Annotated in this window: 19 protein-coding genes; 11 read left to right on the forward strand and 8 right to left on the reverse strand. The window is 61.1% G+C overall.

Features of this window, described 5'->3' with window-relative positions:
* The first annotated feature begins 204 nt into the window (after nt 1-204).
* Together pap and ACU680_RS03790 are read left to right on the forward strand one after the other, a co-directional pair.
* Nucleotides 205-1,719 carry a polyphosphate:AMP phosphotransferase gene (pap, locus tag ACU680_RS03785; protein ID WP_329696181.1) on the forward strand — a complete coding sequence of 505 codons (1,515 nt, stop codon included), beginning with the start codon at nt 205-207 and terminating at the stop codon, nt 1,717-1,719.
* 102 nt (nt 1,720-1,821) lie between these two features.
* A complete protein-coding gene (locus tag ACU680_RS03790) occupies nt 1,822-3,006 on the forward strand; it encodes a thiolase family protein (RefSeq protein ID WP_448178677.1) in 1,185 nt (394 codons plus the stop codon).
* 132 nt (nt 3,007-3,138) lie between these two features.
* On the opposite strand, the gene ACU680_RS03795 is transcribed toward ACU680_RS03790, so the two are convergent.
* Nucleotides 3,139-3,327, reverse strand: coding sequence for a DUF6316 family protein (locus tag ACU680_RS03795; RefSeq protein WP_448178678.1), 189 nt, complete (start codon nt 3,325-3,327; stop codon nt 3,139-3,141).
* Nucleotides 3,328-3,537: 210 nt separating this feature from the next.
* Here ACU680_RS03795 and ACU680_RS03800 point away from each other — a divergent pair, with 210 nt between their 5' ends.
* The gene (locus tag ACU680_RS03800; protein ID WP_448178679.1) at nt 3,538-4,497 is read left to right on the forward strand and encodes a DMT family transporter; all 960 of its coding nucleotides are present in this window, start codon (nt 3,538-3,540) and stop codon (nt 4,495-4,497) included.
* 113 nt (nt 4,498-4,610) lie between these two features.
* Here ACU680_RS03800 and ACU680_RS03805 read toward each other — a convergent pair whose 3' ends face one another.
* Nucleotides 4,611-6,005 carry a class II fumarate hydratase gene (locus tag ACU680_RS03805; protein WP_139054911.1) on the reverse strand — a complete coding sequence of 465 codons (1,395 nt, stop codon included), beginning with the start codon at nt 6,003-6,005 and terminating at the stop codon, nt 4,611-4,613.
* 193 nt (nt 6,006-6,198) lie between these two features.
* Here ACU680_RS03805 and ACU680_RS03810 point away from each other — a divergent pair, with 193 nt between their 5' ends.
* The 5 genes from ACU680_RS03810 (at nt 6,199) to ACU680_RS03830 (ending at nt 10,658) form a co-directional block, all read left to right on the forward strand.
* Entirely contained in the window at nt 6,199-6,717 is a 519-nt protein-coding gene (locus ACU680_RS03810) for a DUF2059 domain-containing protein (RefSeq protein ID WP_003226938.1), read from the forward strand.
* Nucleotides 6,718-6,729: 12 nt separating this feature from the next.
* The gene (locus tag ACU680_RS03815) at nt 6,730-7,029 is read left to right on the forward strand and encodes a BolA family protein (RefSeq protein WP_007963599.1); all 300 of its coding nucleotides are present in this window, start codon (nt 6,730-6,732) and stop codon (nt 7,027-7,029) included.
* A gap of 239 nt (nt 7,030-7,268) precedes the next feature.
* Nucleotides 7,269-8,210 (forward strand): oxygen-dependent tRNA uridine(34) hydroxylase TrhO, encoded by a 942-nt coding sequence (gene trhO / locus ACU680_RS03820; RefSeq protein ID WP_448178680.1) that lies wholly within the window; start codon nt 7,269-7,271, stop codon nt 8,208-8,210.
* Between the two features lie 35 nt (nt 8,211-8,245).
* Nucleotides 8,246-8,848 carry a DsbA family protein gene (locus ACU680_RS03825; protein WP_174823774.1) on the forward strand — a complete coding sequence of 201 codons (603 nt, stop codon included), beginning with the start codon at nt 8,246-8,248 and terminating at the stop codon, nt 8,846-8,848.
* Nucleotides 8,841-10,658, forward strand: a complete 1,818-nt coding sequence (locus ACU680_RS03830) for an ABC transporter ATP-binding protein (RefSeq protein WP_448178681.1) — start codon at nt 8,841-8,843, stop codon at nt 10,656-10,658. Before ACU680_RS03825 ends, ACU680_RS03830 begins: the two co-directional genes overlap by 8 nt.
* Here ACU680_RS03830 and ACU680_RS03835 read toward each other — a convergent pair whose 3' ends face one another.
* Nucleotides 10,659-15,284, reverse strand: coding sequence for a deaminase domain-containing protein (locus tag ACU680_RS03835; RefSeq protein WP_448178682.1), 4,626 nt, complete (start codon nt 15,282-15,284; stop codon nt 10,659-10,661).
* Between the two features lie 173 nt (nt 15,285-15,457).
* Here ACU680_RS03835 and ACU680_RS03840 point away from each other — a divergent pair, with 173 nt between their 5' ends.
* Both ACU680_RS03840 and ACU680_RS03845 read left to right on the forward strand, forming a co-directional pair.
* Nucleotides 15,458-17,917, forward strand: coding sequence for an EAL domain-containing protein (locus tag ACU680_RS03840; RefSeq protein WP_448178683.1), 2,460 nt, complete (start codon nt 15,458-15,460; stop codon nt 17,915-17,917).
* A 79-nt stretch (nt 17,918-17,996) separates the two neighbouring features.
* Nucleotides 17,997-18,758, forward strand: coding sequence for an iron-containing redox enzyme family protein (locus ACU680_RS03845; RefSeq protein WP_448178684.1), 762 nt, complete (start codon nt 17,997-17,999; stop codon nt 18,756-18,758).
* A gap of 130 nt (nt 18,759-18,888) precedes the next feature.
* On the opposite strand, the gene ACU680_RS03850 is transcribed toward ACU680_RS03845, so the two are convergent.
* From ACU680_RS03850 to ACU680_RS03870, 5 genes are all read right to left on the reverse strand, one after another.
* The gene (locus ACU680_RS03850) at nt 18,889-19,815 is read right to left on the reverse strand and encodes a GGDEF domain-containing protein (RefSeq protein WP_448178685.1); all 927 of its coding nucleotides are present in this window, start codon (nt 19,813-19,815) and stop codon (nt 18,889-18,891) included.
* A gap of 362 nt (nt 19,816-20,177) precedes the next feature.
* Nucleotides 20,178-20,918: a YciK family oxidoreductase gene (locus ACU680_RS03855; protein WP_003226924.1), complete on the reverse strand. Its 741-nt coding sequence runs from the start codon at nt 20,916-20,918 to the stop codon at nt 20,178-20,180.
* Nucleotides 20,919-21,098: 180 nt separating this feature from the next.
* Nucleotides 21,099-21,770, reverse strand: coding sequence for an N-acetylmuramic acid 6-phosphate phosphatase MupP (gene mupP, locus ACU680_RS03860; RefSeq protein ID WP_108592505.1), 672 nt, complete (start codon nt 21,768-21,770; stop codon nt 21,099-21,101).
* Between the two features lie 4 nt (nt 21,771-21,774).
* Nucleotides 21,775-22,473, reverse strand: a complete 699-nt coding sequence (gene ubiG / locus ACU680_RS03865; RefSeq protein ID WP_448178686.1) for a bifunctional 2-polyprenyl-6-hydroxyphenol methylase/3-demethylubiquinol 3-O-methyltransferase UbiG — start codon at nt 22,471-22,473, stop codon at nt 21,775-21,777.
* 57 nt (nt 22,474-22,530) lie between these two features.
* Nucleotides 22,531-23,865 (reverse strand): TRZ/ATZ family hydrolase, encoded by a 1,335-nt coding sequence (locus ACU680_RS03870; RefSeq protein WP_134787047.1) that lies wholly within the window; start codon nt 23,863-23,865, stop codon nt 22,531-22,533.
* Between the two features lie 108 nt (nt 23,866-23,973).
* On the opposite strand from ACU680_RS03870, the gene mtnA reads away from it, so the two are divergent.
* Nucleotides 23,974-25,050, forward strand: a complete 1,077-nt coding sequence (gene mtnA / locus ACU680_RS03875) for an S-methyl-5-thioribose-1-phosphate isomerase (RefSeq protein ID WP_329696193.1) — start codon at nt 23,974-23,976, stop codon at nt 25,048-25,050.
* Nucleotides 25,051-25,316 lie beyond the last annotated feature (266 nt).

Here is a 25,316-nt window from a genome sequence, read left to right on the forward strand (position 1 = left end):
GGCTGCGCAGCAGTCGTAAAGCCGGCGCACGCGGTTTAACTGGAGTAACCGGGGTGAAAGGTTTTCGGGTTGCTGCGCAACCCAGCGGGAGCAAGCTCCCTCGCCACAGGGGTTCGTCCCTTCTGCTTGTTGTGGTGGGGAATTTCTGCCCTGCATCTGTGCCCAATCCGCTAGTCTTGCTGAATCCTGGAAGGAGCCGTCCCCATGTTTGAATCCGCCGAAATCGGCCATGCCATCGACAAAGAGACTTACGACGCGGCGGTGCCTGCACTGCGCGAAGCGTTGCTCGAGGCGCAGTTCGAGTTGCAGCAGCAGAAGCGTTTTCCCGTGATCGTCCTGATCAACGGCATCGAAGGCGCGGGCAAGGGCGAGACCGTCAAGTTGCTCAACGAGTGGATGGACCCGCGCCTGATCGAGGTGCGCACCTTCGATCAGCAGACCGATGAAGAACTGGCGCGGCCACCGGCCTGGCGTTACTGGCGGATGCTGCCGGCCAAGGGGCGGATGGGGATTTTCTTTGGCAACTGGTACAGCCAGATGCTCCAGGGGCGAGTTCACGGTCTGTTCAAGGATCCGCGTCTGGATCAGGCAATCAACGCCGCCGAGCGTCTGGAAAAGATGCTCTGCGATGAAGGCGCGCTGATCTTCAAGTTCTGGTTTCACCTGTCCAAGAAACAGATGAAGGCTCGCCTCAAGGCGCTGGCCGACGACCCGCTGCACAGCTGGCGCATCAGCCCGCTGGACTGGCAGCAATCGCAGACCTACGACAAGTTCGTCAAATACGGCGAGCGCGTGCTGCGCCGCACCAGCCGCGACTACGCGCCGTGGCACATCATCGAAGGCATGGACGCCAACTACCGCAGCCTGGCGGTGGGCAAGATCCTGCTCGAAGGCCTGCAGAATGCGCTCAAGCGTGCGCAGGTAGAGACTGAGGAGGTCAACGCCGCACCGCTGGGCACGGCGGTCGATCAACTCAATCTGCTCGACAGCCTCGACCTCAATCAGCGGCTGGAAAAGAAAGACTACGAAGAACAACTGATTACCGAGCAGGCACGGTTGTCCGGGCTGATGCGCGACAAACGCATGCGTCGCCATGCACTGGTGGCGGTGTTCGAAGGCAACGATGCGGCGGGCAAGGGCGGGGCGATTCGCCGGGTGGCGGCGGCGCTCGATCCGCGTCAATACAATATCGTGCCGATTGCCGCGCCGACCGAGGAGGAACGTGCGCAACCGTATCTGTGGCGCTTCTGGCGGCACCTGCCGGCGCGGGGCAAGTTCACCGTGTTCGATCGTTCCTGGTATGGCCGGGTGCTGGTCGAGCGGATCGAGGGCTTTTGCAGCCCGGCCGACTGGCTGCGGGCCTACAGCGAGATCAACGACTTCGAAGAGCAGATCGCCGACGCCGGGGTGATCGTCGTCAAGTTCTGGCTGGCCATCGACAAGGACACGCAAATGGAGCGTTTTCAGGCCCGCGAAGAGATCCCGTTCAAGCGCTTCAAGATCACCGAGGACGACTGGCGCAACCGCGACAAGTGGGACGCCTATCGCACGGCGGTCGGCGACATGGTCGACCGCACTAGCACCGAGATTTCGCCCTGGACCCTGGTCGAGGCCAATGACAAGCGCTGGGCGCGGGTCAAGGTGCTGCGCACGATCAACCGCGCGCTCGAGGAAGCCTTCGAGAAATCCGACAAGCACGCGAAAAAACACAAGCACTGAGCCATGGACACGCATACGCGGGGTGAATGATTGTCGCGGTCGGCGGCGGGCTGGACTTATCCTCGGTTCACTCTCCTCCGACAACAACAATTGAGGTATGCCATGCGTGAAGTGGTGATCGTCGACAGCGTGCGGACCGGCCTGGCCAAGTCCTTTCGCGGCAAGTTCAACCAGACCCGTCCCGACGACATGGCGGCCCATTGCGTCAACGCGCTGCTGTCGCGCAACGACATCGACCCGGCCAGCGTCGAGGACTGCATTGTCGGCGCCGGCTCCAACGAGGGCGCGCAGGGTTACAACATCGGCCGCAACGTGGCGGTGCTTTCGCGGCTGGGCACCGGTGTGGCCGGCATGACCCTCAACCGTTTCTGCTCTTCGGGTTTGCAGGCGATTGCGATTGCCGCCAACCAGATTGCTTCCGGTTGCAGCGACATCATTGTTGCCGGCGGCGTCGAGTCGATCAGCCTGACCCTGAAAAGCGTCAACACCGATCACCTGATCAACCCTTTGCTCAAGCAGCAGGTGCCGGGCATCTACTACACCATGGGCCAGACCGCCGAAGTGGTTGCGCGCCGTTACGACGTCAGCCGCGAGGCCCAGGATCGTTACGCGCTGCAAAGCCAGTTGCGCACTGCCCAGGCGCAGGCGGCCGGGCTGTTCGATGACGAAATTGTGCCGATGGCGGTCAAGTACCGGGTCGAGGACAAGAACAGCGGCGCTGTGCAGATTCTTGACGGCATCGTCGATCGCGACGACTGCAACCGCCCGGACACCACTTACGAAAGTCTCGCCGGACTGAAACCGGTATTTGCCGAGGACGGTTCGGTGACAGCCGGCAACTCGTCACAGCTGTCTGACGGCGCCTCGATGACGCTGGTGATGAGCCTGGAAAAAGCCCTGCAACTGGGGCTCAAGCCCAAAGCGTTTTTCCGTGGCTTCACCGTCGCCGGGTGCGAGCCGGATGAAATGGGCATCGGCCCGGTGTTCTCGGTGCCAAAACTGCTCAAGGCCAAGGGCCTGCAAGTGGCCGATATCGACCTGTGGGAGCTCAACGAGGCGTTTGCTTCGCAGTGCCTGTATGCCCGCGATCGGCTGGAGATCGACAACGAAAAATACAACGTCAACGGCGGCTCGATCTCCATCGGCCACCCGTTCGGCATGACCGGATCGCGGCAGGTCGGGCATCTGGTGCGTGAGTTGCAGCGGCGTAATTTGCGTTACGGCATCGTGACCATGTGCGTGGGGGGCGGGATGGGGGCGACGGGGTTGTTTGAGGCTGTTCGCTGACGGGCCAACACAATCCTTGTGGCGAGGGAGCTTGCTCCCGCTGGGCTGCGGAGCAGACCTGAAATTTCCCGGTAAAGCCTGAAACGAGGGCCGCTGCGCGCCCCAGCGGGAGCAAGCTCCCTCGCCACAGGTCTACGCTGTCTGCGCCTGCATCCGCGCGATATACGCCTGAATTTCCTGCTCAGCCTTCTCCGGGGACTCGAACGGCCCCTCAAGGGTGTTCTCCCGCGTGCAGAAAAACAGTTCGCCATTGACCCGGCACAACCGGTCGCTGCGAAAGTGCGTGGCGGGGGCGCTGTCCTGGGCGCGCATTCCGTACATGATCGGGGCTCCTTGAGTGATCCGTTGCAGGGATCCAATCAGCTTATGCCTGAAGCACTTGGCACGCCCGGTGAGCCGATCAACGGCAAAGCGTCAATTTAATACTGCGACCTGCACAGTTTCATTCGCGGCCTGGCCCGAACTGTCCCTGTGTTACGTCTGACGGCGAGCCTAGAATGACCGCTCTTGTCAGCAGGCATTGGGGTTCGCATGCACATTTCATCCGGTCGCTGGGTTTACGGTCTGTTCCTGGCGCTGCTGACGGCATTTTTGTGGGGCATCCTGCCGATCAAGCTCAAACAGGTGTTGCAGGTGATGGACCCGATCACCGTGACCTGGTTTCGCCTGTTGGTCTCCGGGGGATGCCTGTTCATTTATCTGGCTTCGGTCAGGCGCTTGCCCAGTCGCAAGGTGCTGGGGCCAAAGGGCGGCTGGCTGGTGTTGATGGCGGTGCTCGGGCTGGTGGGCAACTACGTGTTGTACCTGATGGGTCTCAACCTGCTCAGCCCCGGCACCGCGCAACTGGTGGTGCAGATGGGGCCGATCATGTTGCTGATCGCCAGCCTGTTTGTGTTCAAGGAGCGCTTCAGCATCGGTCAGGGCATTGGCCTGGCGGTGTTGCTGATCGGCTTTGTGCTGTTTTTCAATCAACGGCTGGCCGAACTGCTCACCTCATTGTCGGACTATACCGCCGGCGTGTTGCTGGTGCTCTTGGCCTCGACGGTCTGGACCTTCTATGCGCTGGGTCAGAAGCAGTTGCTCACGGTGTGGAATTCGCTGCAGGTGATGATGGTGATCTACCTGTTCTGCGCGCTGCTGCTGACGCCGTGGGTGCATCCACTCAAAGCGCTGGAGCTAAGCCCGTTGCAGGGCTGGCTGCTGTTGGCGTGCTGCATGAACACGCTGATTGCCTACGGTGCCTTTGCCGAGGCGCTGGCGCATTGGGAGGCCTCGCGGGTCAGTGCGACGCTGGCGATCACGCCGTTGGTGACCTTTGGCGCGGTGGCGATTGCCGCCGGGGTGTGGCCGGACTATGTGCACGCCGAGCAGATCAACGGGCTGGGTTATGGCGGGGCGGTGCTGGTGGTGCTGGGGTCGGCGCTGGTGGCGTTGGGGCCATCGTTGATTGCCGGGCTGAAGGCGCGGCGGATGAAGATGGCCGCCAGTTGAATCGCGTCAACCTCATTCGCGAGCAAGCTCGCTCCCACATTGTCACGGCGTACACCGATCAAAATGTGGGAGCGAGCTTGCTCTCGAAGGCTTACTTTCAGGCGCTGCATAAGCTAGCCCTTGGCGCCAGCCTCGATCATATTCTCCGGACGCACCCAGGCATCGAACTCTTCATCGGTCAGATAGCCCAGCTGCAGCGCCGCCTCACGCAAGGTCAGGCCTTCGCCGTAAGCCTTCTTGGCGATTTCCGCTGATTTGTCGTAACCGATGTGCGGGTTCAGTGCAGTCACCAGCATCAGGCCACGTTCCAGGTGCTGGGCCATGACCTGCGCATCCGGCTCGAGCCCTGCAATGCAATGCTGCTGGAAGTTGCTGCACCCGTCAGCGAGCAGGCGAATCGATTGCAGCACATTGTGGATAATCACCGGTTTGTACACGTTCAGTTGCAGGTGACCCTGACTCGCCGCGATGCCGATGGTGACGTCGTTGCCCAACACCTGGCAGGCCAGCATCGACAGCGCTTCGCATTGAGTCGGGTTGACCTTGCCGGGCATGATCGAACTGCCCGGCTCGTTCGCCGGCAACTTGACTTCGGCAAAGCCAGCACGAGGGCCGGAGCCGAGCAGGCGCAGGTCGTTGGCGATTTTCATCAGCGCCACGGCGAGGGTCTTGAGCGCGCCGGACAGACTGGTCAGCGGCTCATGCCCGGCCAGGGCAGCAAACTTGTTCGGCGCGGTAACGAACGGCAGGCCGGAAAGGGCGGCGAGTTCGGCGGCAATCGCTTCGCCAAAACCGTGCGGCGAATTCAGGCCGGTGCCGACCGCGGTACCACCCTGCGCCAGTTCACACACCGCCGGTAGCGCGGCGCGGATCGCCCGTTCGGCGTAATCCAGCTGCGCTATAAAGCCTGACAGCTCCTGACCGAAGGTGATCGGCGTCGCGTCCATCATGTGCGTACGGCCGGTCTTCACCAGTTTCATGTGCCGTGCGGCCAATTCGGCCAGACCACCGGACAGCTCGGCGATCGCCGGCAGCAATTGCTCCTGCACGGCTTTGGCGGTGGCGATGCTCATGGCGGTGGGGAAGCAGTCGTTGGAGCTTTGCGAGCGGTTGACGTGATCGTTGGGATGCACCGGCGTTTTGCCGCCGCGCGGGTTGCCGGCCAGTTCGTTGGCACGGCCGGCGATCACTTCGTTGACGTTCATGTTGCTCTGGGTGCCGCTGCCGGTCTGCCAGACCACCAGCGGAAACTGGTCGTCGTGCTGGCCGTCGAGGACTTCGTCGGCGGCCTGTTCGATCAGGCGGGCGATGTCGGCGGGCAGGTCGCCGTTGCGGTCGTTGACCCGGGCGGCGGCTTTCTTGATCAGGGCCAGGGCGTGCAGTACCGGCAGCGGCATGCGTTCCTGGCCAATGGCGAAGTTGATCAGTGAGCGTTGCGTCTGAGCACCCCAGTAGGCGTCGTCCGGGACTTCGATCTGGCCCAGGCTGTCGGTTTCGATACGGCTCATCGTGCACACTCCTGTTGGTCTGTTTGCGCAGTTTAGGCCCGGTCAGGCCCAGGTGGTTCCCTCGAACCGATTGTTGACCGGTAAAACCCGGCCAATCAAGCACGGCAAGGCTCGGGGGTTGAGCCACAAGGTTTTTTAGGCGCAGAATGGTCGCCCTTGGGGTTTTACCTCGCCTAGCTGAAAAGGAAACTCGATGACTCGTCTTCGTGCCATCTGCACCGCGGTTGCACTGGTTTGCGCCAGCGGCCAGGTGCTTGCCGATACCGCCAGCCACAACGCCAGTGCTGAAGCTTTCCTGACCCTGGCGCACGCTGACAAGCTGGGCACTCCGGTGTACATGCAAGTGCAGCAAATGTTCGCTCAGCGTTTTGAACAGACCAAAGCCCCGGAATCCAAGAAAGCCGTACTGGAAACCTACCAGGCCAAGGCCAACGCCGCCCTGGACCAGGCCATCGGCTGGAACAAGCTCAAGCCTGACATGGTCAAGCTCTACACCAGCAACTTCAGCGAATCGGAGCTCAAAGACCTGGTCGCGTTCTACCAGTCGCCACTGGGCAAGAAAGTCCTGGAAAAAATGCCGCAGCTGACCCAGCAATCGGCCCAGATGACCCAGGCCAAGCTGGAAAGCGCCGTGCCTGTCGTCAACAAGTTGCTCGACGACATGACCAACGAGCTGGCACCGAAAGGCGCTGCGCCGGCCAAGAAGAAGTAAGCGGAGTTCGTGATGAGCATGCAACAACGCATCGAATCGACGCTGGGCCTGCTGCAGCCTGAGCATCTGCAAGTGCTGGACGAAAGCCACATGCACAGTCGCGGGTTACAGACGCACTTCAAGGCGGTGGTGGTCAGCGCGCAGTTCGAAGGCCTGAACCGGGTCAAGCGCCACCAGAAAGTCTACGGCACGCTCGGCGAGCTGATGGGCGAGTTCCATGCGTTGGCGCTGCACACCTACACCCCGCAGGAATGGGCAGAAGTGGGCGCCGCCCCGGCGTCGCCGACCTGTGCCGGCGGTAGCAAACACTGAGGATTGCGAGGGCTGTTGTGGCGAGGGAGCTTGCTCCCGCTGGAGTGCGCAGCACTCCCAAGATGCGAGTTTTGCGACTGCTGCGCAGCCGAGCGGGAGCAAGCTCCCTCGCCACAGAGTTTCGACAGATCCAAAATTCACCGTGTTTTTGCTAGAATCCGCAACGCGCCGCTCACCCGGCGCGTTTTTTTTTGAATCCGGTTCACCCTTTGCGAGGGTAGCCACCTGGAGAAATACCCATGACACAACCGATTGTCGTGGCGGCACTGTATAAGTTCGTCACCCTCGAAGACTACGTCAACCTGCGCGAGCCTCTGCTGCAAGCGATGGTCGACAACGGTATCAAAGGCACCCTGCTGATCGCCGAAGAAGGCATCAACGGCACCGTGTCCGGCAGCCGCGAAGGCATCGATGGCCTGCTCGCCTGGCTGAAGAACGACCCGCGCATGATCGACATCGACCACAAAGAGTCGTACTGCGACGAGCAGCCGTTCTACCGCACCAAGGTCAAGCTGAAGAAAGAGATCGTCACCCTCGGCGTCGAAGGCGTGGACCCGAACAAGAAGGTCGGCACCTACGTCGAGCCGCAGGACTGGAACGCGCTGATCAGCGACCCGGAAGTGCTGCTGATCGACACCCGCAACGACTACGAAGTGGCGATCGGCACCTTCGAAGGCGCCATTGATCCGAAAACCACCAGTTTTCGCGAATTCCCCGACTACATCAAAGAGCACTTCGACCCGGCCGTGCACAAGAAGGTCGCGATGTTCTGCACCGGCGGCATTCGCTGCGAGAAAGCCTCCAGCTACATGCTGGGCGAGGGGTTCGAAGAGGTTTACCACCTCAAGGGCGGCATCCTGAAGTACCTCGAAGAAGTGCCGCAGGAAGAGACCAAGTGGCAGGGCGACTGCTTTGTGTTCGACAACCGCGTGACCGTGCGTCACGACCTCAGCGAAGGCGACTACGATCAATGTCATGCCTGCCGCACACCGGTCAGTGTTGAAGATCGCGCCTCCGAGCACTACGTGGCCGGCATCAGCTGCCCGCACTGCTGGGACACGCTGAGCGAGAAAACCCGCCGCAGCGCCATCGATCGGCAGAAGCAGATCGAACTGGCCAAGGCGCGCAACATGCCGCACCCGATCGGCTACAACTATAAACAAGCATCCACCGAGGCCTGATCATGACTGCGCGCCTGCTCTATGTGATGGATCCGATGTGTTCCTGGTGCTGGGGGTTCGCTCCGGTCGCCAAGGCCTTGGTCGAGCAGGCGCAGGCAGCCGGAGTGGAGCTGCACCTGGTGGTCGGCGGCTTGCGCACCGGCAGCGGTGCGGCGCTGGAGCCGACCACGCGGCGTTACATTCTTGAGCACTGGCAGGCGGTCACCGAGGCCACCGGTCAGCCGTTCAAGTTCGACGGCGCGCTACCCGATGGTTTCGTCTACGACACCGAGCCGGCCTGCCGCGCGATCGTCACCGCGCGCAGTCTGGCGCCGGATTGCGCATGGAAACTGGTCGGCCTGATCCAGCAGGCGTTTTACGCTGAAGGCCGCGATGTCACCCAGGCCAGTGTGTTGGTCGAGCTGGCCGAGCAGGCCGGCGTGCCGCGTATCGAGTTTGCCGCGCTGTTCGATCATGCCGATCAGCACAAGGCGACTCAGGCTGATTTCAGCTGGGTGCAAGATCTGGGCATCGCCGGGTTCCCGACCCTGCTCGCCGAGCGCAACGGCCAACTGGCGCTGTTGACCAACGGCTATCAACCGCTCAGCGAGCTGTCGCCGTTGCTCGGACGCTGGCTGGAGCGCGCAGCCTGTGCCTGACCGGGCCGATGACACGCCAGCCGTAAAGCGTGTCGACCGGCTGAGCTGGGCAGAAGTCCGGCGCCTGGCACTGCATCACAAAAAGTCTCTGTGGATCGCCAACGGTGTGGCCGTGCTGGCGACGCTGTGCAGTGTGCCGATTCCGTTGCTGTTGCCGTTGCTGGTGGACGAGGTCCTGCTCGGGCATGGCGATGCCGCGCTGAAAGTCATGAATCACGTGCTGCCGTCGATGTGGCAACAAGCGGCGGGCTACATCGGCCTGATGCTGGTGGTCACCCTGACGCTGCGTTGCAGTGCCCTGTGTTTTGGTGTGTTGCAGGCGCGGCTGTTTGCGCGGCTGGCGAAAGACATCGTTTACCGTATCCGTGTGCGCCTGATCGAACGCCTGAAGAGGATTTCCCTCGGCGAATACGAAAGCCTCGGCAGCGGCACCGTGACCACGCACCTGGTCACTGATCTGGACACCCTCGACAAGTTCGTCGGCGAAACCCTCAGCCGGTTTCTGGTGGCGATGCTGACCCTGGTCGGCACCGCGAGCATCCTGATGTGGATGCACTGGAAACTGGCGCTGCTGATCCTGCTGTTCAACCCGTTGGTGATCTACGCCACGGTGCAATTGGGCAAACGGGTCAAGCACCTGAAGAAACTCGAGAACGACAGCACCTCGCGTTTCACTCAGGCCTTGAGTGAAACCCTCGATGCGATTCAGGAAGTGCGCGCCGGCAACCGACAGGGCTTCTTCCTCGGGCGGCTTGGCTTGCGTGCGCAGGAAGTGCGCAATTATGCAGTCAACTCGCAGTGGAAGACCGATGCGTCCAATCGCGCCAGCGGTCTGCTGTTCCAGTTCGGCATCGACATCTTCCGCGCGGCGGCGATGCTCACCGTGCTGTTTTCCGACCTGTCGATCGGCCAGATGCTCGCGGTGTTCAGCTACCTGTGGTTCATGATTGGCCCGGTCGAGCAACTGCTCAATCTGCAATACGCCTATTACGCGGCGGGTGGCGCACTGTCGCGGATCAACGAACTGCTGGCGCGGGCTGATGAGCCGCAGTACCCCGGTGGTGTCGATCCGTTCAAGGGCCGGGAAACCGTGGGCATCGAGGTGCAGGGGCTGAGCTTTGGTTACGGCGACGAGTTGGTGGTGGATCAGATGAACCTGTCGATCGCCCCCGGGGAAAAAGTCGCGATTGTCGGTGCCAGTGGCGGCGGCAAAAGTACTCTGGTGCAGTTGCTGCTGGGGCTGTACACACCGTCGGCGGGTACCATTCGTTTCGGCGGTTCGACCCAGCAGGAAATCGGCCTGGAGCTGATTCGCGAAAACGTCGCGGTGGTGCTGCAGCATCCGGCGCTGTTCAACGACACGGTACGAGCCAACCTGACCATGGGCCGCCCCCGCAGCGACGAAGCCTGCTGGCAGGCGCTGGAAATCGCTCAACTGGAGGCGACGATTCGGGCGCTGCCGGACGGCCTCGACAGTATCGTCGGACGTTCCGGCGTGCGTCTGTCCGGTGGTCAGCGCCAGCGTCTGGCGATTGCGCGGATGATTCTCGCCGAGCCGAAAGTGGTGATTCTCGACGAGGCCACTTCGGCCCTCGATGCCGCCACCGAATACAACCTGCATCAGGCCATGGCACGGTTTCTCCATGGCCGCACCACGCTGATCATTGCCCATCGCCTGTCGGCGGTGAAACAGGCGGATCGGGTGCTGGTGTTCGATGGCGGGCAAGTGGCCGAGGATGGCGATCACCAGCAACTGATCGCCGATGGCGGCCTCTACGCCAAGCTCTACGGCCACCTCCAGCGCCTCTGATCAGCCCCAGAGCACCTGCAACGCCGCCTCTCCGCCGTCATGGGCGAACTGCTTCATCACCACCGAACAGGATTCGCACGGGCGCATGGTCGTCGCGATGTCGACCGCGCGGATCTCTGTCGGGTCGGGGTATTTCTCGCGCAGCACGCTGATCAGTTTGCTTTCGCTGTCCAGCGAGGTCGGCCGACTGGTCTGCGTCGGTTGATAGCTTTTCAGGTCCTTGATGGTCAGCGGCACGGCCAGCAATTGCCCTTGCTCGGTAACCTCCAGCGAGGTTCGCGCAAACGCCGGGTTGTAGTCGATGTTGATGTAAGTGGTGTCGCCGATCCGCACGTGATTGGCGCCCATGTGGCGAAACAGCGGCAGACGCTGGGTACTGCCTTGAGCGCCGGACACGCTGACGTAAATTTCCCGTTTGCCGCTGACCGTGGTGACTTCGGCATAGGCAATGTTGCGTGCGTTGACCGGCCGCTCCCGCATGGGCAACAGGTTGTGCAATTTCTGCATGGTACTGTCGATGCGCAGTGCTGCGTTGGTGTTGGCCGGATTGATCGTCGGTGACAGAAACAGCGTGTCGAAAATCTCTGCGGTTTTCTGCCGAAAGGCTTCCGGCGCCTCTTTGCTGCGCGCCCAGGTGGCGGCGCCTTCGGGCAGGCGGGTGACGATCATCCGTGTCGAGTGATCGAACATCAGTGCTTCGCCCGGGCTGGTGTCGACCTTCAGCCATTTCATGTTGTTTGCAGGAATGGCTGTGGTGCCGATGGGGATCGCGATCTGTTCCATGGTGCGCATCGCGCGCTCGACTGATTCAAGGCCATGGAGGCGCACCATGTTGTTGGCATGCAGCGAGCCGGTGTAGACGGTCAGCAGTTCCGCACCGAGGGTGCCGTCGGCCAGTTCGGCGGGGGCCAGGCGCTTGAACGTCAGCTGCTTGCCGGGGATTTCGCCTTTGGCGAAGGTTGCCAGGTAGTACTCATGGTTGTTGACCCGGAAAAACACATGGGTGGCCGAGCCGTCGATGGCCGGCATCAGCACGGCGCCGACCTGATGTGAATCGTTGATTCCGTCATAGGTACCGCCGGTTTTTATCCGCGCATAAATGCCTTTGCGAAACTGCAGCGTGGCTTGAATCTGCTGCCTCGGCACCAGTTTGCCTTGATTGATGCCCAGCCGACGCAGGTCGCCGGTGAACAGCCGCGGGCGGTTATCCACGATCTGATAAAGCTTGGCATCGACCGCCAGCAACGGTGCGTCTTGCCGGGGCAGGGTGGCCGGCTCCGAAACCCGTTCGCCGAACCACGGGGCGTAACCTTTTTCCTTGTCGATGGTGCCGAGCGCGGGGGTCGGGGCGGGGTCTGCAGTGATGTAGCTGACGCGGCAGTCGCCCGCGCCCGGTGCGCGACGTATCCTGCACGGCAGCAGCGTCCAGTGCTGACTGTCATCGAGCAGATCGACCCGGCGCAGTTCATCGCCGTCAAGTCGATAGGGCACATCATCGATCAACACCGTGGTGCGTCCGCCAGCCTCGGGCATGAGCTCGACGCGCCTGTCGGGCATCAGCTCGATATCGATCTTGTCGTCGGTTTTTTTCACCGTGCTGTAGTGCGAACGCCCCAGCGAAAAGTCATGTTCGTGTGCGAGCAGCTGTGGCCCGTAAGGGCGGTCGGACAGCGGATCGAGCACGTGATACCGCGAGCCGCCGATGTTGCGCACCGGCACATCGTCAATGCCCCTGACCACGGCCAGATGATCGGCAGGCTTCAGCGCTTTCCAGCGTCCGGCATCCAGCGCCTGAGGCAGGCTGTGCAGCAGGTCATAGTCAGCGCTTCTGCCGGCGAGCCTTTTCAGACGCGCCACGGCACGGTGTTCCAGATGCGCTACGGCCCGCACCGCGCCGATTGCGCCTCGGCCACCGAGCTTGAGCAAGAGGGGTACAGCGGCCAGCGGGTTGACGTTTTTCAAGGTCGAAACCAGCAGGTTTTCCGACAGTCGCGCCATGCGGGGCAGGGCGACGCGAATCGACATTTTTCCTGCCACTGCGGCGAGGCGGATGCTGCCGGCGACGAACTTGCCCAAGGGAATTGCGAACGAGACGATATCGAGGAACAGGCCGAGCACGCCCAGTGCGCGTTTCCACAGCTTGTCCGATTGCAGGTCTTCGAGGCTGCCCCAGAACGGGATAAAGCCCCTGATGGCATGAATCCAGTGTTTTTTGCTGGTGTCGCGTTCGAAGCGGGTTCTTCCCCAGGCTTCACTGCGCAGCGCCTGCTCATCGACATAGAACAACTGGTTCGCGATGAGCGAGGCTAATTGCGTAGTGCGTGGCGAGGTGAAGGTCAGGTTCGGTGAACTGTCGTGATGGGCCGCCGGGATCATCGAAGCCGGGAGGGGGCCGCCCAGTGGTTCGAGAATGGCAACGCACTTGGCGTCGGGGGCGGGTATCGAACCGTTCCAGTGTGCTTCTCGATCGAATGGCAGGCGGCGGGCGACGATGCGAGAGATGCTCTGGCCTTTGGTGCGTCCACGTTTGGGCGGTAGTGGTCGCAATAACAGACCGCCGATATGTGTACCATCCAGATCCGGGCGTTGACGAATGATGCCGGCGCGTGGCAAGCATTCATAGAAGCGCGGCGGGCCATGATACGTCGCCTGCAGCACGAAGCCCATGCGGGCCCGGTACGGCAGGATGTTTTCCGCTGTTTCCAGGTGAGCCTCGATATGCCGTGTCGGATCCCTGAGGCCGAGAATCCTCACTTCACCGTGCTCCAGTGCCCGGCGATCAGCCCACGGCAGCGTGACCAGCAGCGACTTGATCAGATATTCGTAGGCTTTGCGGGTCTTGCTCAGATAGCCGTCATAGCCGTCGAACTGCTGGTCGAACAAGGTCTTGATGTCGGGCAGAGTGCGGTTGCTCGGGAACCGGGAGAGGGGGCGGCCAGGTTGGTCGGAATTGACGAAGCCGCTTTGCAGTTTGCCTGCTGCATTGAGGCTGATCCACTCGCTGGCGTTGCGGCCATCATGACTGACGTACCAGCGCGAGTCGGTGCTCAGCCCGCCAGAGGCATAGACCTCAAGCAGCGGCCAGGTGGGCAATGCCACATCCGGGGTATCGATAATGCTGCGTCGGCTACGGTTGGGCGTTGAAGGGTGGTGGCGTTTGAGGCGAATCGTCGTGTGATCGTACAGATCGTTGGCCAGCGCCTTGTCCAGTTGCTGTTTGGCCAGGGCGAGCCGCCGTGGCGGTTCGATGTCCAGTTGCAGGATCGCTGCGTTCAATTTTGTCTTGTGGTTTTCCAGCGCTTGCAGGGCAGCGTCATCTCCGGATGTCTCGTTCGCTGCGGGCTGGGCTCCGGTGGCCAGTGTCCAGGTCTGAGCGGCGGCCGCTCGGGTCATGGCGATCAGGGTCTGCAGTTCGGGGCTGGCGTTTTCGCTTTTGTGCAGCGGCAGATCGACCAGTTGCTGAAAGCTCAGATGCTCCAGCAACTGTGGATCAAGGGCATGGGCGAGGTGCACGCCATGCACGAAATTGACCCAGACCACCGAGCTGGCATACGGCAGGTCGTCAGGGATGTCTTGCACTTGAAAATCCAGTCCGAACTGCGCCAGGCATACCCATCCCAGCAGATGTTTTTCGGTGGTGGTCGAGGTTCGGTGCGTCTCCTCCAGATGCCGTAAAAAGTCCCGGCGAATGGTGGCGTAGCTGGCGCCGTGGTGAGCGTGTTGTTCCAGCGCAAAACCCGCCACTTCGGTCGAGTTGCTGTCGCCGGGCAGTTCGTACCACAGGCACAAGGCTTCGAGCAGTAAACGCAGGCCAATATCGGGGACGGTCGGCTCATCGGGCCGGGCGCCGTACCATTGCAGTTTCTGCAGCAAGCGCTGGCCCAGGTCGCGCGCCTTGGGGGTGTCGAGCAGGCGTTCCAGGCACGCGGCGGGCTGCTGTTCCAATTGCTGGCGGGTGAAGGAAGGCGTTACTTCAGCGGCCAGACTGTCGATCGCCGACAAGGTTTTGCCAGTGAGCCAGTCGCCAATCAGGTCGTGAACCGCGGCTTTGTCATCGTCGCTCATCAGTACCGTCAGCGCCGGGTGATGTCGCAGATTCAGCCGGTGGCTGGCGCGTCGTTCTTCGACCTTGGCGATCAGCCGGGTCAGTGCCGTGGCGTCCTGTGCGCCCGCAAATGTGAACCCCGACTCACGCAGCAGTTGTGACAACGGCAGCAGCCTGTCGGAACGCAGGTGTGCGCCTATACTCAGCAACGCTCGCTGAAACTCTTGAATGCGGCTGGAGGCCCGGCTGACATCCTCGATGGCGTAACGGGCGACACTGCCATCGGGACGGTTGAAGGAGAAGCTGCAGTGACCGGCTGTGGCGTCGACTTGCAGCAGTGATCCTCTGGACGCTTGCAGGTGAGCCGCCAATAGGGGTCCGGCGCTGTCTTCGAACAGAGCTTGCAGAAGGTTTTGCGCCTGATCGTGTGCAGCACCCAGGCGTGAATGTGTCTGGGGCGTGAGGTAGCAGGTCTCCACTGACGTCGAAGCGTCAAGGACGGCGCGCAGGGCGGTGATCATTGCGCGGTATTCGCTCTGTTGGGCAGTATGGCGTTGCAGCGTGGCGGAAGGTGACTGCATGGAAAACGACTCTGGAATGATTGAAAGCCGTCAGTGTCGAAGCATGGCGAACAGCGGGTGCGGTACATACGTATCGCCGGTTGAAAATGTCCTGGCTTGCTGGAAGGGGTCGCTCCCTGGTCTGGCTCTGGCGGTCTCCCCTTGAAGATGACAGTGCGTGCGCAAAGGACCTCATGAAGCAAAAAAGGACTCTCGGAACGCCACGGTTGTTGGGCATCGTCTGGCCATTTATTGCCGTCGTGTTATTTCAGGCGTTATTGGGGGGCGTGAGTCTTTACGTCCTGTCGGCCGTTCGCGGCTATGTCGCCGGCGAGAGTCTCTGGTCCAAGGGCCAGAAAGACGCCATCTATTACCTGAACCTGTATGCCGACAGCCGCGACGAGGCGATCTTCCTCAAATACAAGGAAGCGATTGCCGTGCCTCAGGGCGGTCACCAGTTGCGTCTGGCGCTGGATCGTCAGCCGCCGGATCTGCAGGCGGCACGGGAGGGGATTCTCAAGGGCGGCAACCATCCCGATGATGTGTCGAGCCTGATCTGGCTGTACCTCAATTTTCGTCATTTCAGTTATCTGGAAACCGCGATCGACCGCTGGACCATCGGCGACGCCTATCTGGTGCAACTGGACAATGTCGCGCGCGAGATGCATCAGCGCATCAGCGAAAACATCGCGACGCCGGCTGATATTCAGCACTGGAAAGCGCAGATCTTTGCCATCAACGACGGTGTGACGCCGGCGGCCAAGGCGTTCAGCGATGCCTTGGGCGAAGGTTCGCGGATGATCCTGCGCCTGCTGCTGTTCACCAACCTGGCCACGGCGCTGGGGTTGATCGTGCTGGCACTGTTGCGCACCCACAAACTGCTCAAGCAGCGGCATGCCTTTGCTCAGGCGTTGCAGCTGGAGAAGGATCGGGCACATATCACCCTGCAATCGATTGGCGACGGGGTGATCACTACCGACGTCAACGGCGCTATCGATTACATGAACCCGGCGGCGGAGGCCATGACGCACTGGAAGTCCGAGCACGCGGCGGGTCTTCCGTTGGCGGCGTTGTTCAATCTATTGGATGACAACGCCCAGGCCGAAGGGCTGACGCTGATCGAGCATATTCTCAGTGGGCAACTGGTCGGTGGCAGCGAACACTCCAAGCTGATCCAGCGTCTGGATGGCAGCACGGTCTCGGTGACGCTGGTGGGCGCGCCGATCCGCAATGCCGACAAGGTCATTGGGACGGTGCTGGTGCTGCATGACATGACTCAGGAACGGCAATACATCGCCAACCTGTCGTGGCAGGCGACCCACGATGCCCTGACCGGTCTGGCCAATCGCCGCGAATTCGAATATCGCCTGGAGCAGGCGTTGCACAACCTGACGCGTCAGCCCGGTCGGCATGCGCTGATGTTCCTCGATCTGGATCAGTTCAAACTGGTCAACGACACCTGCGGTCACGCCGCCGGCGATGAGTTGCTGCGGCACATCTGCACGCTGTTGCAATCGGGCTTGCGCGAGAGCGACACCCTGGCGCGGCTGGGCGGTGACGAGTTCGGCATTCTGCTGGAGAACTGCGCTCCGGATGCCGCCGAGAAAATCGCCGAGAGCCTGCGCCAGACCGTGCAGAACCTGCACTTCGTGTGGAAGGGGCGGCCGTTCCTGACCACTGTGAGCATCGGCCTGGTGCACATCGCCCAGACCCCGACCACCCTCGAAGCGTCATTGCGCGCCGCCGACATGGCCTGCTACATGGCCAAGGAAAAGGGCCGCAACCGGGTCCAGGTCTACCATGCCGACGACTCCGAACTGTCGCTGCGTTTCGGCGAAATGGCCTGGGTGCAGCGCCTGCACATGGCGCTGGAAGAAAACCGCTTCTGCCTCTATGCCCAGGAAATTGCTCCGCTGGGCGCTACAGCCCATGGCGGCGGGCACATCGAAATACTCTTGCGTCTGCATGACGAAGCCGGACGAATGATCCTGCCGGACAGTTTCATTCCGGCGGCAGAACGTTATGGCCTGATGAGTCAACTGGATCGTTGGGTGGTCGAGAATGTTTTTAAAGTGATTGCCCAATGCATCGCCGAACAACATGAAGGTCCGTTGGCAATGTGTGCGATTAATCTTTCAGGCATTACTATCGGAGATGACGCGTTCTTGCACTTTCTGCGTGAACAGTTTGTTAGTTACGCTATACCCCCTGAAATGATTTGTTTTGAAGTTACTGAAACCAGTGCTATTGCCAATCTGGGCAGCGCAATCCGATTTATTAATGAACTCAAAGGCTTAGGTTGTTACTTCTCACTTGATGACTTTTGTGCCGGAATGTCTTCATTCGCTTATTTGAAACATTTGCCTGTAGACTTCCTGAAGATCGACGGGAGTTTCGTAAAGGATATGCTGGACGACCCGATTAACCGCGCTATGGTCGAGGTGATCAATCACATCGGGCATGTCATGGGTAAGCAGACAATTGCCGAGTTTGTAGAAACAACTCAGATCGAGCAGGCATTGCTTGAAATCGGGGTGGATTACGCTCAGGGTTATGTCATCGAACGCCCGCAGTTGTTTACCTGCGACAGTTTGCAAAGTCGGCCCGCCAGACCGCAGCCGCTGTTGTTCAAGGCGCCTGGCACGTTCCGTTGAAAGCTCTTGCCGATCCTTACAATCACAAATCAAAAGGAGCCGAACAGTGATCGACACATTCAACCGAACCGGACCACTCATGGAAGCTGCAAGTTATCCTGCCTGGGCCCAACAGCTCATAACGGATTGCAGCGAGAGCAAGCGCCGGGTTGTCGAACATGAACTGTATATGCGCATGCGTGATAACAAGCTCAGCGCCAAAACCATGCGTCAGTACCTGATCGGGGGCTGGCCAGTGGTTGAACAGTTTGCGTTGTATATGGCGCAGAACCTGACCAAGACCAAGTTCGCCCGCCATCCTGGGGAGGATATGGCGCGCCGCTGGTTGATGCGCAACATCCGCGTCGAACTCAATCACGCCGACTACTGGCTGAACTGGAGCCGCGCGCATGGCGTCAGCCTGGAGGATCTGCAGGCCCAGCAAGTACCGCCGGAACTGCATGCGCTGAGTCACTGGTGCTGGCATACGAGTTCGGCGGATTCGCTGATCGTCGCCATCGCTGCGACCAACTACGCTATCGAGGGGGCGACCGGGGAGTGGTCGGCGCTGGTCTGCTCAACTGGCGTGTACGCGGCGGCGTTCCCGGAAGAAGAGCGCAAGCGCGCGATGAAGTGGCTGAAGATGCATGCCCAATACGACGACGCCCATCCGTGGGAAGCGCTGGAAATCATCTGCACGCTGGCAGGCATGAACCCGAGCAAGGCGTTGCAGACGGAACTGCGCCAGGCGGTGTGCAAGAGCTACGACTACATGTACCTGTTCCTGGAGCGCTGCATGCAGCTGGAAACCGCCGAGCGTGCGTTGCACGGGCGTGAACGTCGGGCACTTGTAGAGAGCTGATAGCCAATAACGCCGTAAAAAATGTAGGAGTGAGCCTGCTCGCGGTGTGTCAGTCAATGTAGAGGGTGACTGACACTCCGGATCGCGAGCAGGCTCACTCCTACAGTGGTTTTTGGGTGTCTGGAAGAATTCAGCCAGCCATCGCCAACCGATTGCGCCCCTCGCGCTTGGCCACGTACAGCGCACTGTCGGCCCGGCGCAGCAGACTGTCCGCGGATTCACCCGGCAGCAGAGTCGAGCAGCCAAGGCTCACAGTCAGGTCGATCAACTGCCCGTCCGCGAAATATTCCGCAGTCTGCGCGGCATGGCGCAGACGCTCGCCGACCATCGCCGCCGCTTCCCGGCCGGTGTTGCACAGCAAGATCAGAAACTCTTCCCCGCCATAGCGAAACACCATGTCGACGTTGCGCAGCTGGCCCTTGATCGAGGCCGCCACGGCTTTGAGCACGTCATCCCCGGCGCTGTGGCCGTGGCTGTCGTTGACTCGCTTGAAGTGGTCGATGTCGAGCATCAGCACCGACAGCGGTTGCAGGTGCCGGCGGGACATGTCGATTTCGCGTTGCAGGGTCTGCTCCATGGCGATTCGGTTGCCGGTTCCGGTCAACGGGTCGCGCAATGCACTTTGCGTTGCTGCGCGGTAGAGCAGGGCGTTGCGCATCGGGAATAACAGAGACGACAGCAGTGACTCTAGGTTGCCCTGATCCTGCTCGCTGAAGCGCTGGTTGCGGCGGAAAACCAGTTCGCCCAAGTGTTCGCCTTCGTGGCTGAGGCTGTAGCTGACCGAATGGTGACCGCGCGCGCCGAACTCCAGGCGCAGGTCGCTGCCCGTATGCACGTAGCTCAAGGCATCCAGCGGCACCAGGCGCTGAACTTCACGGAAAAACAGACCAAGGATTCGTTGCGGCTCAAGACTGGTTTGCAGTTGCAGGCTCATTTGCTGACGCAATTGCGCCAGGCTGGCCGGGCGTTCCAGAAGCGGAGGCAGCTGACCAAAGCCCAGGCGTTGCAATTTGGCACTGTCAAAGTCAATTGCATTGGTCTGGGAGGGTGATTTCATATGGCGTGAGCCCCTAAGCAGTAAGTCTGTCTTACAGGCTGGGTGAGAGCGGCTATGGGCTGCGCGTCATACTGATCCATCAGTCCCGTAGGACATTTGGCGTAAGTTTAGTCTGCCTGATGACGATTAGTCAGCTATCGAAATCGGCCTTGCCCCAGTGCCTTCACACGGCATGCTTTGAGGAAAATTAGAGCGAAAGTCGTGCCATTCAGTTCAGGTTTATTAAAACCTTTATAAATCAACAGGATGGCTTTTTGCTTTAAGGGCCGGTGGCGGATATTTGACTGAAGTGTGACGGTGAGAAGCGGCAATTGTGTGCCGCGACGGTAATCCGCCACGGCAACAAAAGCGACGTATGGCAGTTATTGCGCGTTGAATGCCTGGCCATTGATGCCCGTGCTGTCCGGGCCCATCAGGTACAGGTACACCGGCATGATCTCTTCCGGAGTCGGATTGTTCAGCGGGTTTTCCCCCGGATAGGCCTGTGCACGCATGCTGGTACGCGTGCCGCCCGGGTTGATGCTGTTGGAGCGCACGGGGGCCACGCCATCGACCTCGTCGGCCAGCGTTTGCATCAGGCCTTCGGTGGCGAACTTCGACACCCCGTAGGCGCCCCAATAGGCGCGGCCCTTGCGCCCGACGCTGCTGGAGGTGAACACCACCGAGGCATCCTGCGACAGCTTGAGCAGCGGCAGCAGGGTGCTGGTCAGCATGAACATGGCGTTGACGTTGACCTGCATGACACGCATGAAGTTTTCGCCCGACAGCTGTTCGATCGGCGTGCGCGGCCCGATGATCGAGGCGTTGTGCAGCAGGCCGTCGAGGTGGCCGAACTCGGTTTCGATCATCGCCGCCAGCTCATCGTACTGATGCGGCAGGGCAGTCTCGAGGTTGAATGGGATCACTGCCGGTTGCGGATGGCCCGCGGCCTCGATCTCGTCGTAGACCTGGGTCAGATTGGCTTCGGTCTTGCCCAGCAGCAGCACGGTGGCGCCATGGGCGGCGTAGGTTTTCGCGGCAGCCGCACCGATGCCACGACCGGCACCGGTGACCAGAATGACCCGATCCTTGAGCAATTCGGGACGGGCGGTGTAATCAAACATAAAAACCTCTCCATAAGGCGAATGCTGAACTTTGTGGCGAGGGAGCTTGCTCCCGCTCGGCTGCAAAGCAGTCGTAGTGCCAGCCAGTGCGGTATGCCTGAGAAAATGCGGACTCAGGTAAAAAAGGGGCCGCTGCGCGACCCAGCGGGAGCAAGCTCCCTCGCCACAAGGGGGGGCAGGTCAGCAGCTGCACAGCGCGCTATCGAGCACCTTGCGCAACTCCAGCGGATGATCCACCACCACATCCGCGCCCCAGTGCCGCGGGTTGTCGTCCGGGTGAATGTAGCCATAGGTTACGGCGCAGGTCTTGGTGCCGGCATCGCGGCCCGACTCGATATCACGCAGATCATCGCCTACAAACAAAACGGTCGATGGATCCAGATCAAGCATCTTGCACGCGAGGATCAGCGGCTCCGGGTCCGGTTTGCTGTTTTTCACGTGATCCGGGCAGATCAGCAGCGCCGAGCGTTCGGCCAGCCCGAGTTGCTGCATGATCGGCTCGGCAAACCGCACCGGTTTGTTGGTGACCACGCCCCAGATCAGGTTGGCCTTTTCGATATCGGCCAACAGTTCGCCCATGCCGTCGAACAGCTTGCTGTGCACCGCGCATCCAGCCAGATAACGCTCGAGGAATTCCTGACGCAGCTCCTCGAAACCCGGCGATTCCGGGTCCATCGAGAACGTCACAGCGACCATCGCTTTGGCGCCGCCGGAGATCTCGTCGCGGATGTGCTTGTCGTTCATCGGCGGCAAGCCACGATCCGCGCGCATCGCCTGACAAATGGCGATGAAGTCCGGCGCGGTGTCGAGCAGGGTGCCGTCCATGTCGAAAAGGACTGCTCTGATGGCCATCGGCTTACTCCTCGCGCAGGGTCTGGATCATGTAGTTGACGTCAACGTCGTTGGCCAGCTTGTAGTGCTTGGTCAGCGGGCTGTAGGTCAGGCCGATGATGTCCTTGACGGTCAAGCCGGCAATGCGGCTCCAGGCGCCCAGCTCGGACGGGCGGATGAATTTCTTGAAGTCATGGGTGCCGCGCGGCAGCAGCTTCATGATGTATTCGGCGCCGATGATGGCGAACAGGTACGCCTTCGGGTTGCGGTTGATGGTCGAGAAGAACACCTGGCCGCCCGGCTTGACCATGCGGTAGCAGGCACGGATCACCGACGACGGGTCCGGTACGTGCTCGAGCATTTCCAGGCAGGTTACGACGTCGAACTGCTCGGGCATTTCCTCGGCCAGGGCTTCGGCGGTGATCTGCCGGTATTCGACGTTGACCCCGGATTCCAGCTGATGCAGTTGCGCAACCGCCAGCGGCGCTTCGCCCATGTCGATGCCCGTCACGGTTGCACCGCGCTGAGCCATGGCTTCGCTGAGGATGCCGCCGCCGCAGCCGACGTCGAGGACTTTCTTGCCGGCCAGATTGACCCGCTCGTCAATCCAGTTGACCCGCAGCGGGTTGATGTCGTGCAGCGGTTTGAATTCGCTTTCACGGTCCCACCAGCGATGGGCCAGGGCTTCGAATTTGGCGATTTCGGCGTGGTCGACGTTGCTCATATCTATTCCTCGAAAAACTTGAAAAGGGTTGTAGCCGCGGAATCTGCGCCGCGGTGTTTACGATTCGGTGTGGCCGCTGATGCGCTGGCCCCAGGCCCGGGCGGTGGCGCCCAGTTGTTGTTCGTCCAGACGGGTCAGGCGCCGGTCGTCGAGTAATTGTTTGCCGGCGACCCACAGGTGTTTCACGCAGTCGCGGCCGGTGGCATAGATAAGTTGCGACACCGGGTCATAGACCGGTTGCTGGGCCAGGCCGGACAGGTCGAACGCGACTATGTCCGCGGCCTTGCCGATCTCCAGCGAACCGACCTGCGCCTCGATGCCCAAGGCCCGTGCGCCGTTGAGCGTGGCCATGCGTAGCGCACGATGGGCGTCCAGCGCAGTGGCCGAGCCGGCGACGGCTTTGGCCAGCAGCGCGGCGGTGCGGGTTTCGCCGAGCAGGTCGAGATCGTTGTTGCTCGCCGCGCCATCGGTACCGACGGCGACGTTCACGCCAGCCTGCCACAAGCGCTCCACCGGGCAGAAACCGCTGGCCAGCTTCAGGTTCGATTCCGGGCAGTGGATCACGCTGGTGTTGCTTTCTACCAGCAATGCCAGATCGTCATCGCTGATCTGGGTCATGTGCACCGCCTGGAAACGCGGGCCGAGCAGGCCGAGACGACCGAGGCGGGCCAGTGGCCGCTCGCCGCGATGTTCCAGCGATTGCTGGACTTCGAAGGCGGTTTCGTGGACGTGCATATGGATCGACGCGTCCAGCTCTTCGGCGATCACGCGGATTTTTTCCAGGTTCTCGTCGCCCACGGTGTAGGGTGCATGAGGGCCGAAGGTGATCTTGATTCGTTCGTGATGCTTCAGATCGCCGAACAGCTCGACGCCTTGACGAATCGCCTCATCGGCGCTGCTGGCGCCGGGGATCGGGAAATCGAGGATCGGAATCGCGATCTGCGCGCGAATGCCGCTGTTGTGCACGCGCTCACTGGCGACCTTCGGGAAGAAGTACATGTCCGAGAAACAGCTGATGCCGCCCTTGATCTGCTCGGCAATCGCCAGGTCAGTGCCATCACGGACGAAATCTTCATCGACCCATTTGGCTTCGGCCGGCCAGATGTGGTTTTCCAGCCAGGTCATCAGCGGCAGATCGTCGGCCAGGCCACGGAACAGGGTCATCGCCGCATGCCCGTGCGCGTTGATCAGGCCCGGGGCGAGCAGCACGTCCGGTAATTCGCGGACTTCAGTGGCGTTACACTTCAAAGCTTCGGCGCGCGGACCGATAAATACGATGCGACCGTCGCGAATGCCCAGGCCATGCTCCTTGAGCACCACGCCTGCGGGTTCGACGGGTACCAGCCAGGTCGGCAGCAATAATAAGTCGAGCGCAATGGCAGGTTTCGGCATCGAGGGTCGGTTCCAGTGCTTTTGTAAAGGATGGCGAAGTATACCCGAGCGTCTTCGCGGGGGGATCGCTATAATCGGCGGCTTTTGTTCATGAGTGCGGGGTGAGGGATGCGCGATCGACTGTTGGCTGCGGAGAAAGTAAAGGCCATCGATTGGCGAGATGGCGCGCTCCACCTGCTGGATCAGCGTATTTTGCCGTTCGAGGAAACCTGGATTGCCTACACCAGCGCTGCCGGTGTGGCTGAAGCGATTCGTTCGATGGTGGTGCGTGGCGCACCGGCCATCGGCATCAGCGCGGCCTATGGCATTGTGCTGGCGGCCCGCGCTCGCGTGGCTGAAGGCGGCGACTGGTATGCGGCGCTGGAAGAGGATTTCGCCCTGCTGGCGGATTCCCGCCCGACCGCAGTCAATCTGTTCTGGGCGCTGAATCGCATGCACGACCGTCTGGATCGGCTGAAAGAAAACGCCGATCCGCTGGCGGCGCTGGAAGCTGAAGCCATCGCCATTCATGAAAGTGACCGCGAAGCCAACCTGACCATGGCCCAGCTCGGCGTCGATCTGATCCGCAAACATCAGGGCAATGCCCAGGCGATCCTGACCCACTGCAACACCGGTGCTCTGGCCACCGGCGGTTTCGGTACGGCGTTGGGGGTGATTCGTGCGGCGTACCTGGAAGGCATGGTCGAGCGGGTGTATGCCGATGAAACCCGGCCATGGCTGCAGGGTTCGCGCCTGACGGCCTGGGAGCTGGCGAACGAAGGCATTCCGGTGACGCTGAATGCCGACTCGGCCGCTGCGCACATCATGAAGACCAAAGGCGTGACCTGGGTGATCGTCGGTGCTGACCGGATCACCGCCAATGGCGATGTGGCAAACAAGATCGGCACCTACCAACTGGCGGTCAACGCCATGCACCACGGCGTGCGTTTCATGGTGGTGGCGCCGAGTTCGACCATCGACATGAATCTGGCCAGCGGCGACGACATTCCGATCGAGGAACGTGACGGCGCCGAACTGCTGGAAGTCGGTGGCAAGCGTGTGGGGGCGGACGTCGAGGCGTTCAACCCGGTGTTTGATGTGACGCCGGCGGATCTGATCGATGCGATCGTCACTGAAAAAGGCATCGTCGAGCGCCCGGATACGGCGAAAATGGCCCAGTTGATGTGCCGCAAGCGCCTGCATTGATTGGCTTTGGCGTCTGCAAGGACGCCTTCGCTGGCAAGCCAGCTCCCACAGGTTTTGTGCTCGCTGCTGACCCTGTGGGAGCTGGCTTGCTCGCGATGGGGCCCTAAAAGTCAATAAACATCGCAAAACCTGACCTCAAATCTGCATTCAAAGAAGCTCTGAGCCTCTCTCGTCCCCTTTACGCCTGTCATCGGTCAACTAACTATGCTCCATGCGCATCTGGGGGATAGGTGCGTGGCGGCTCTTGTGATAACATCCCGCGTTTT

It is taken from the genome of Pseudomonas sp. LF020, from assembly GCF_053456425.1.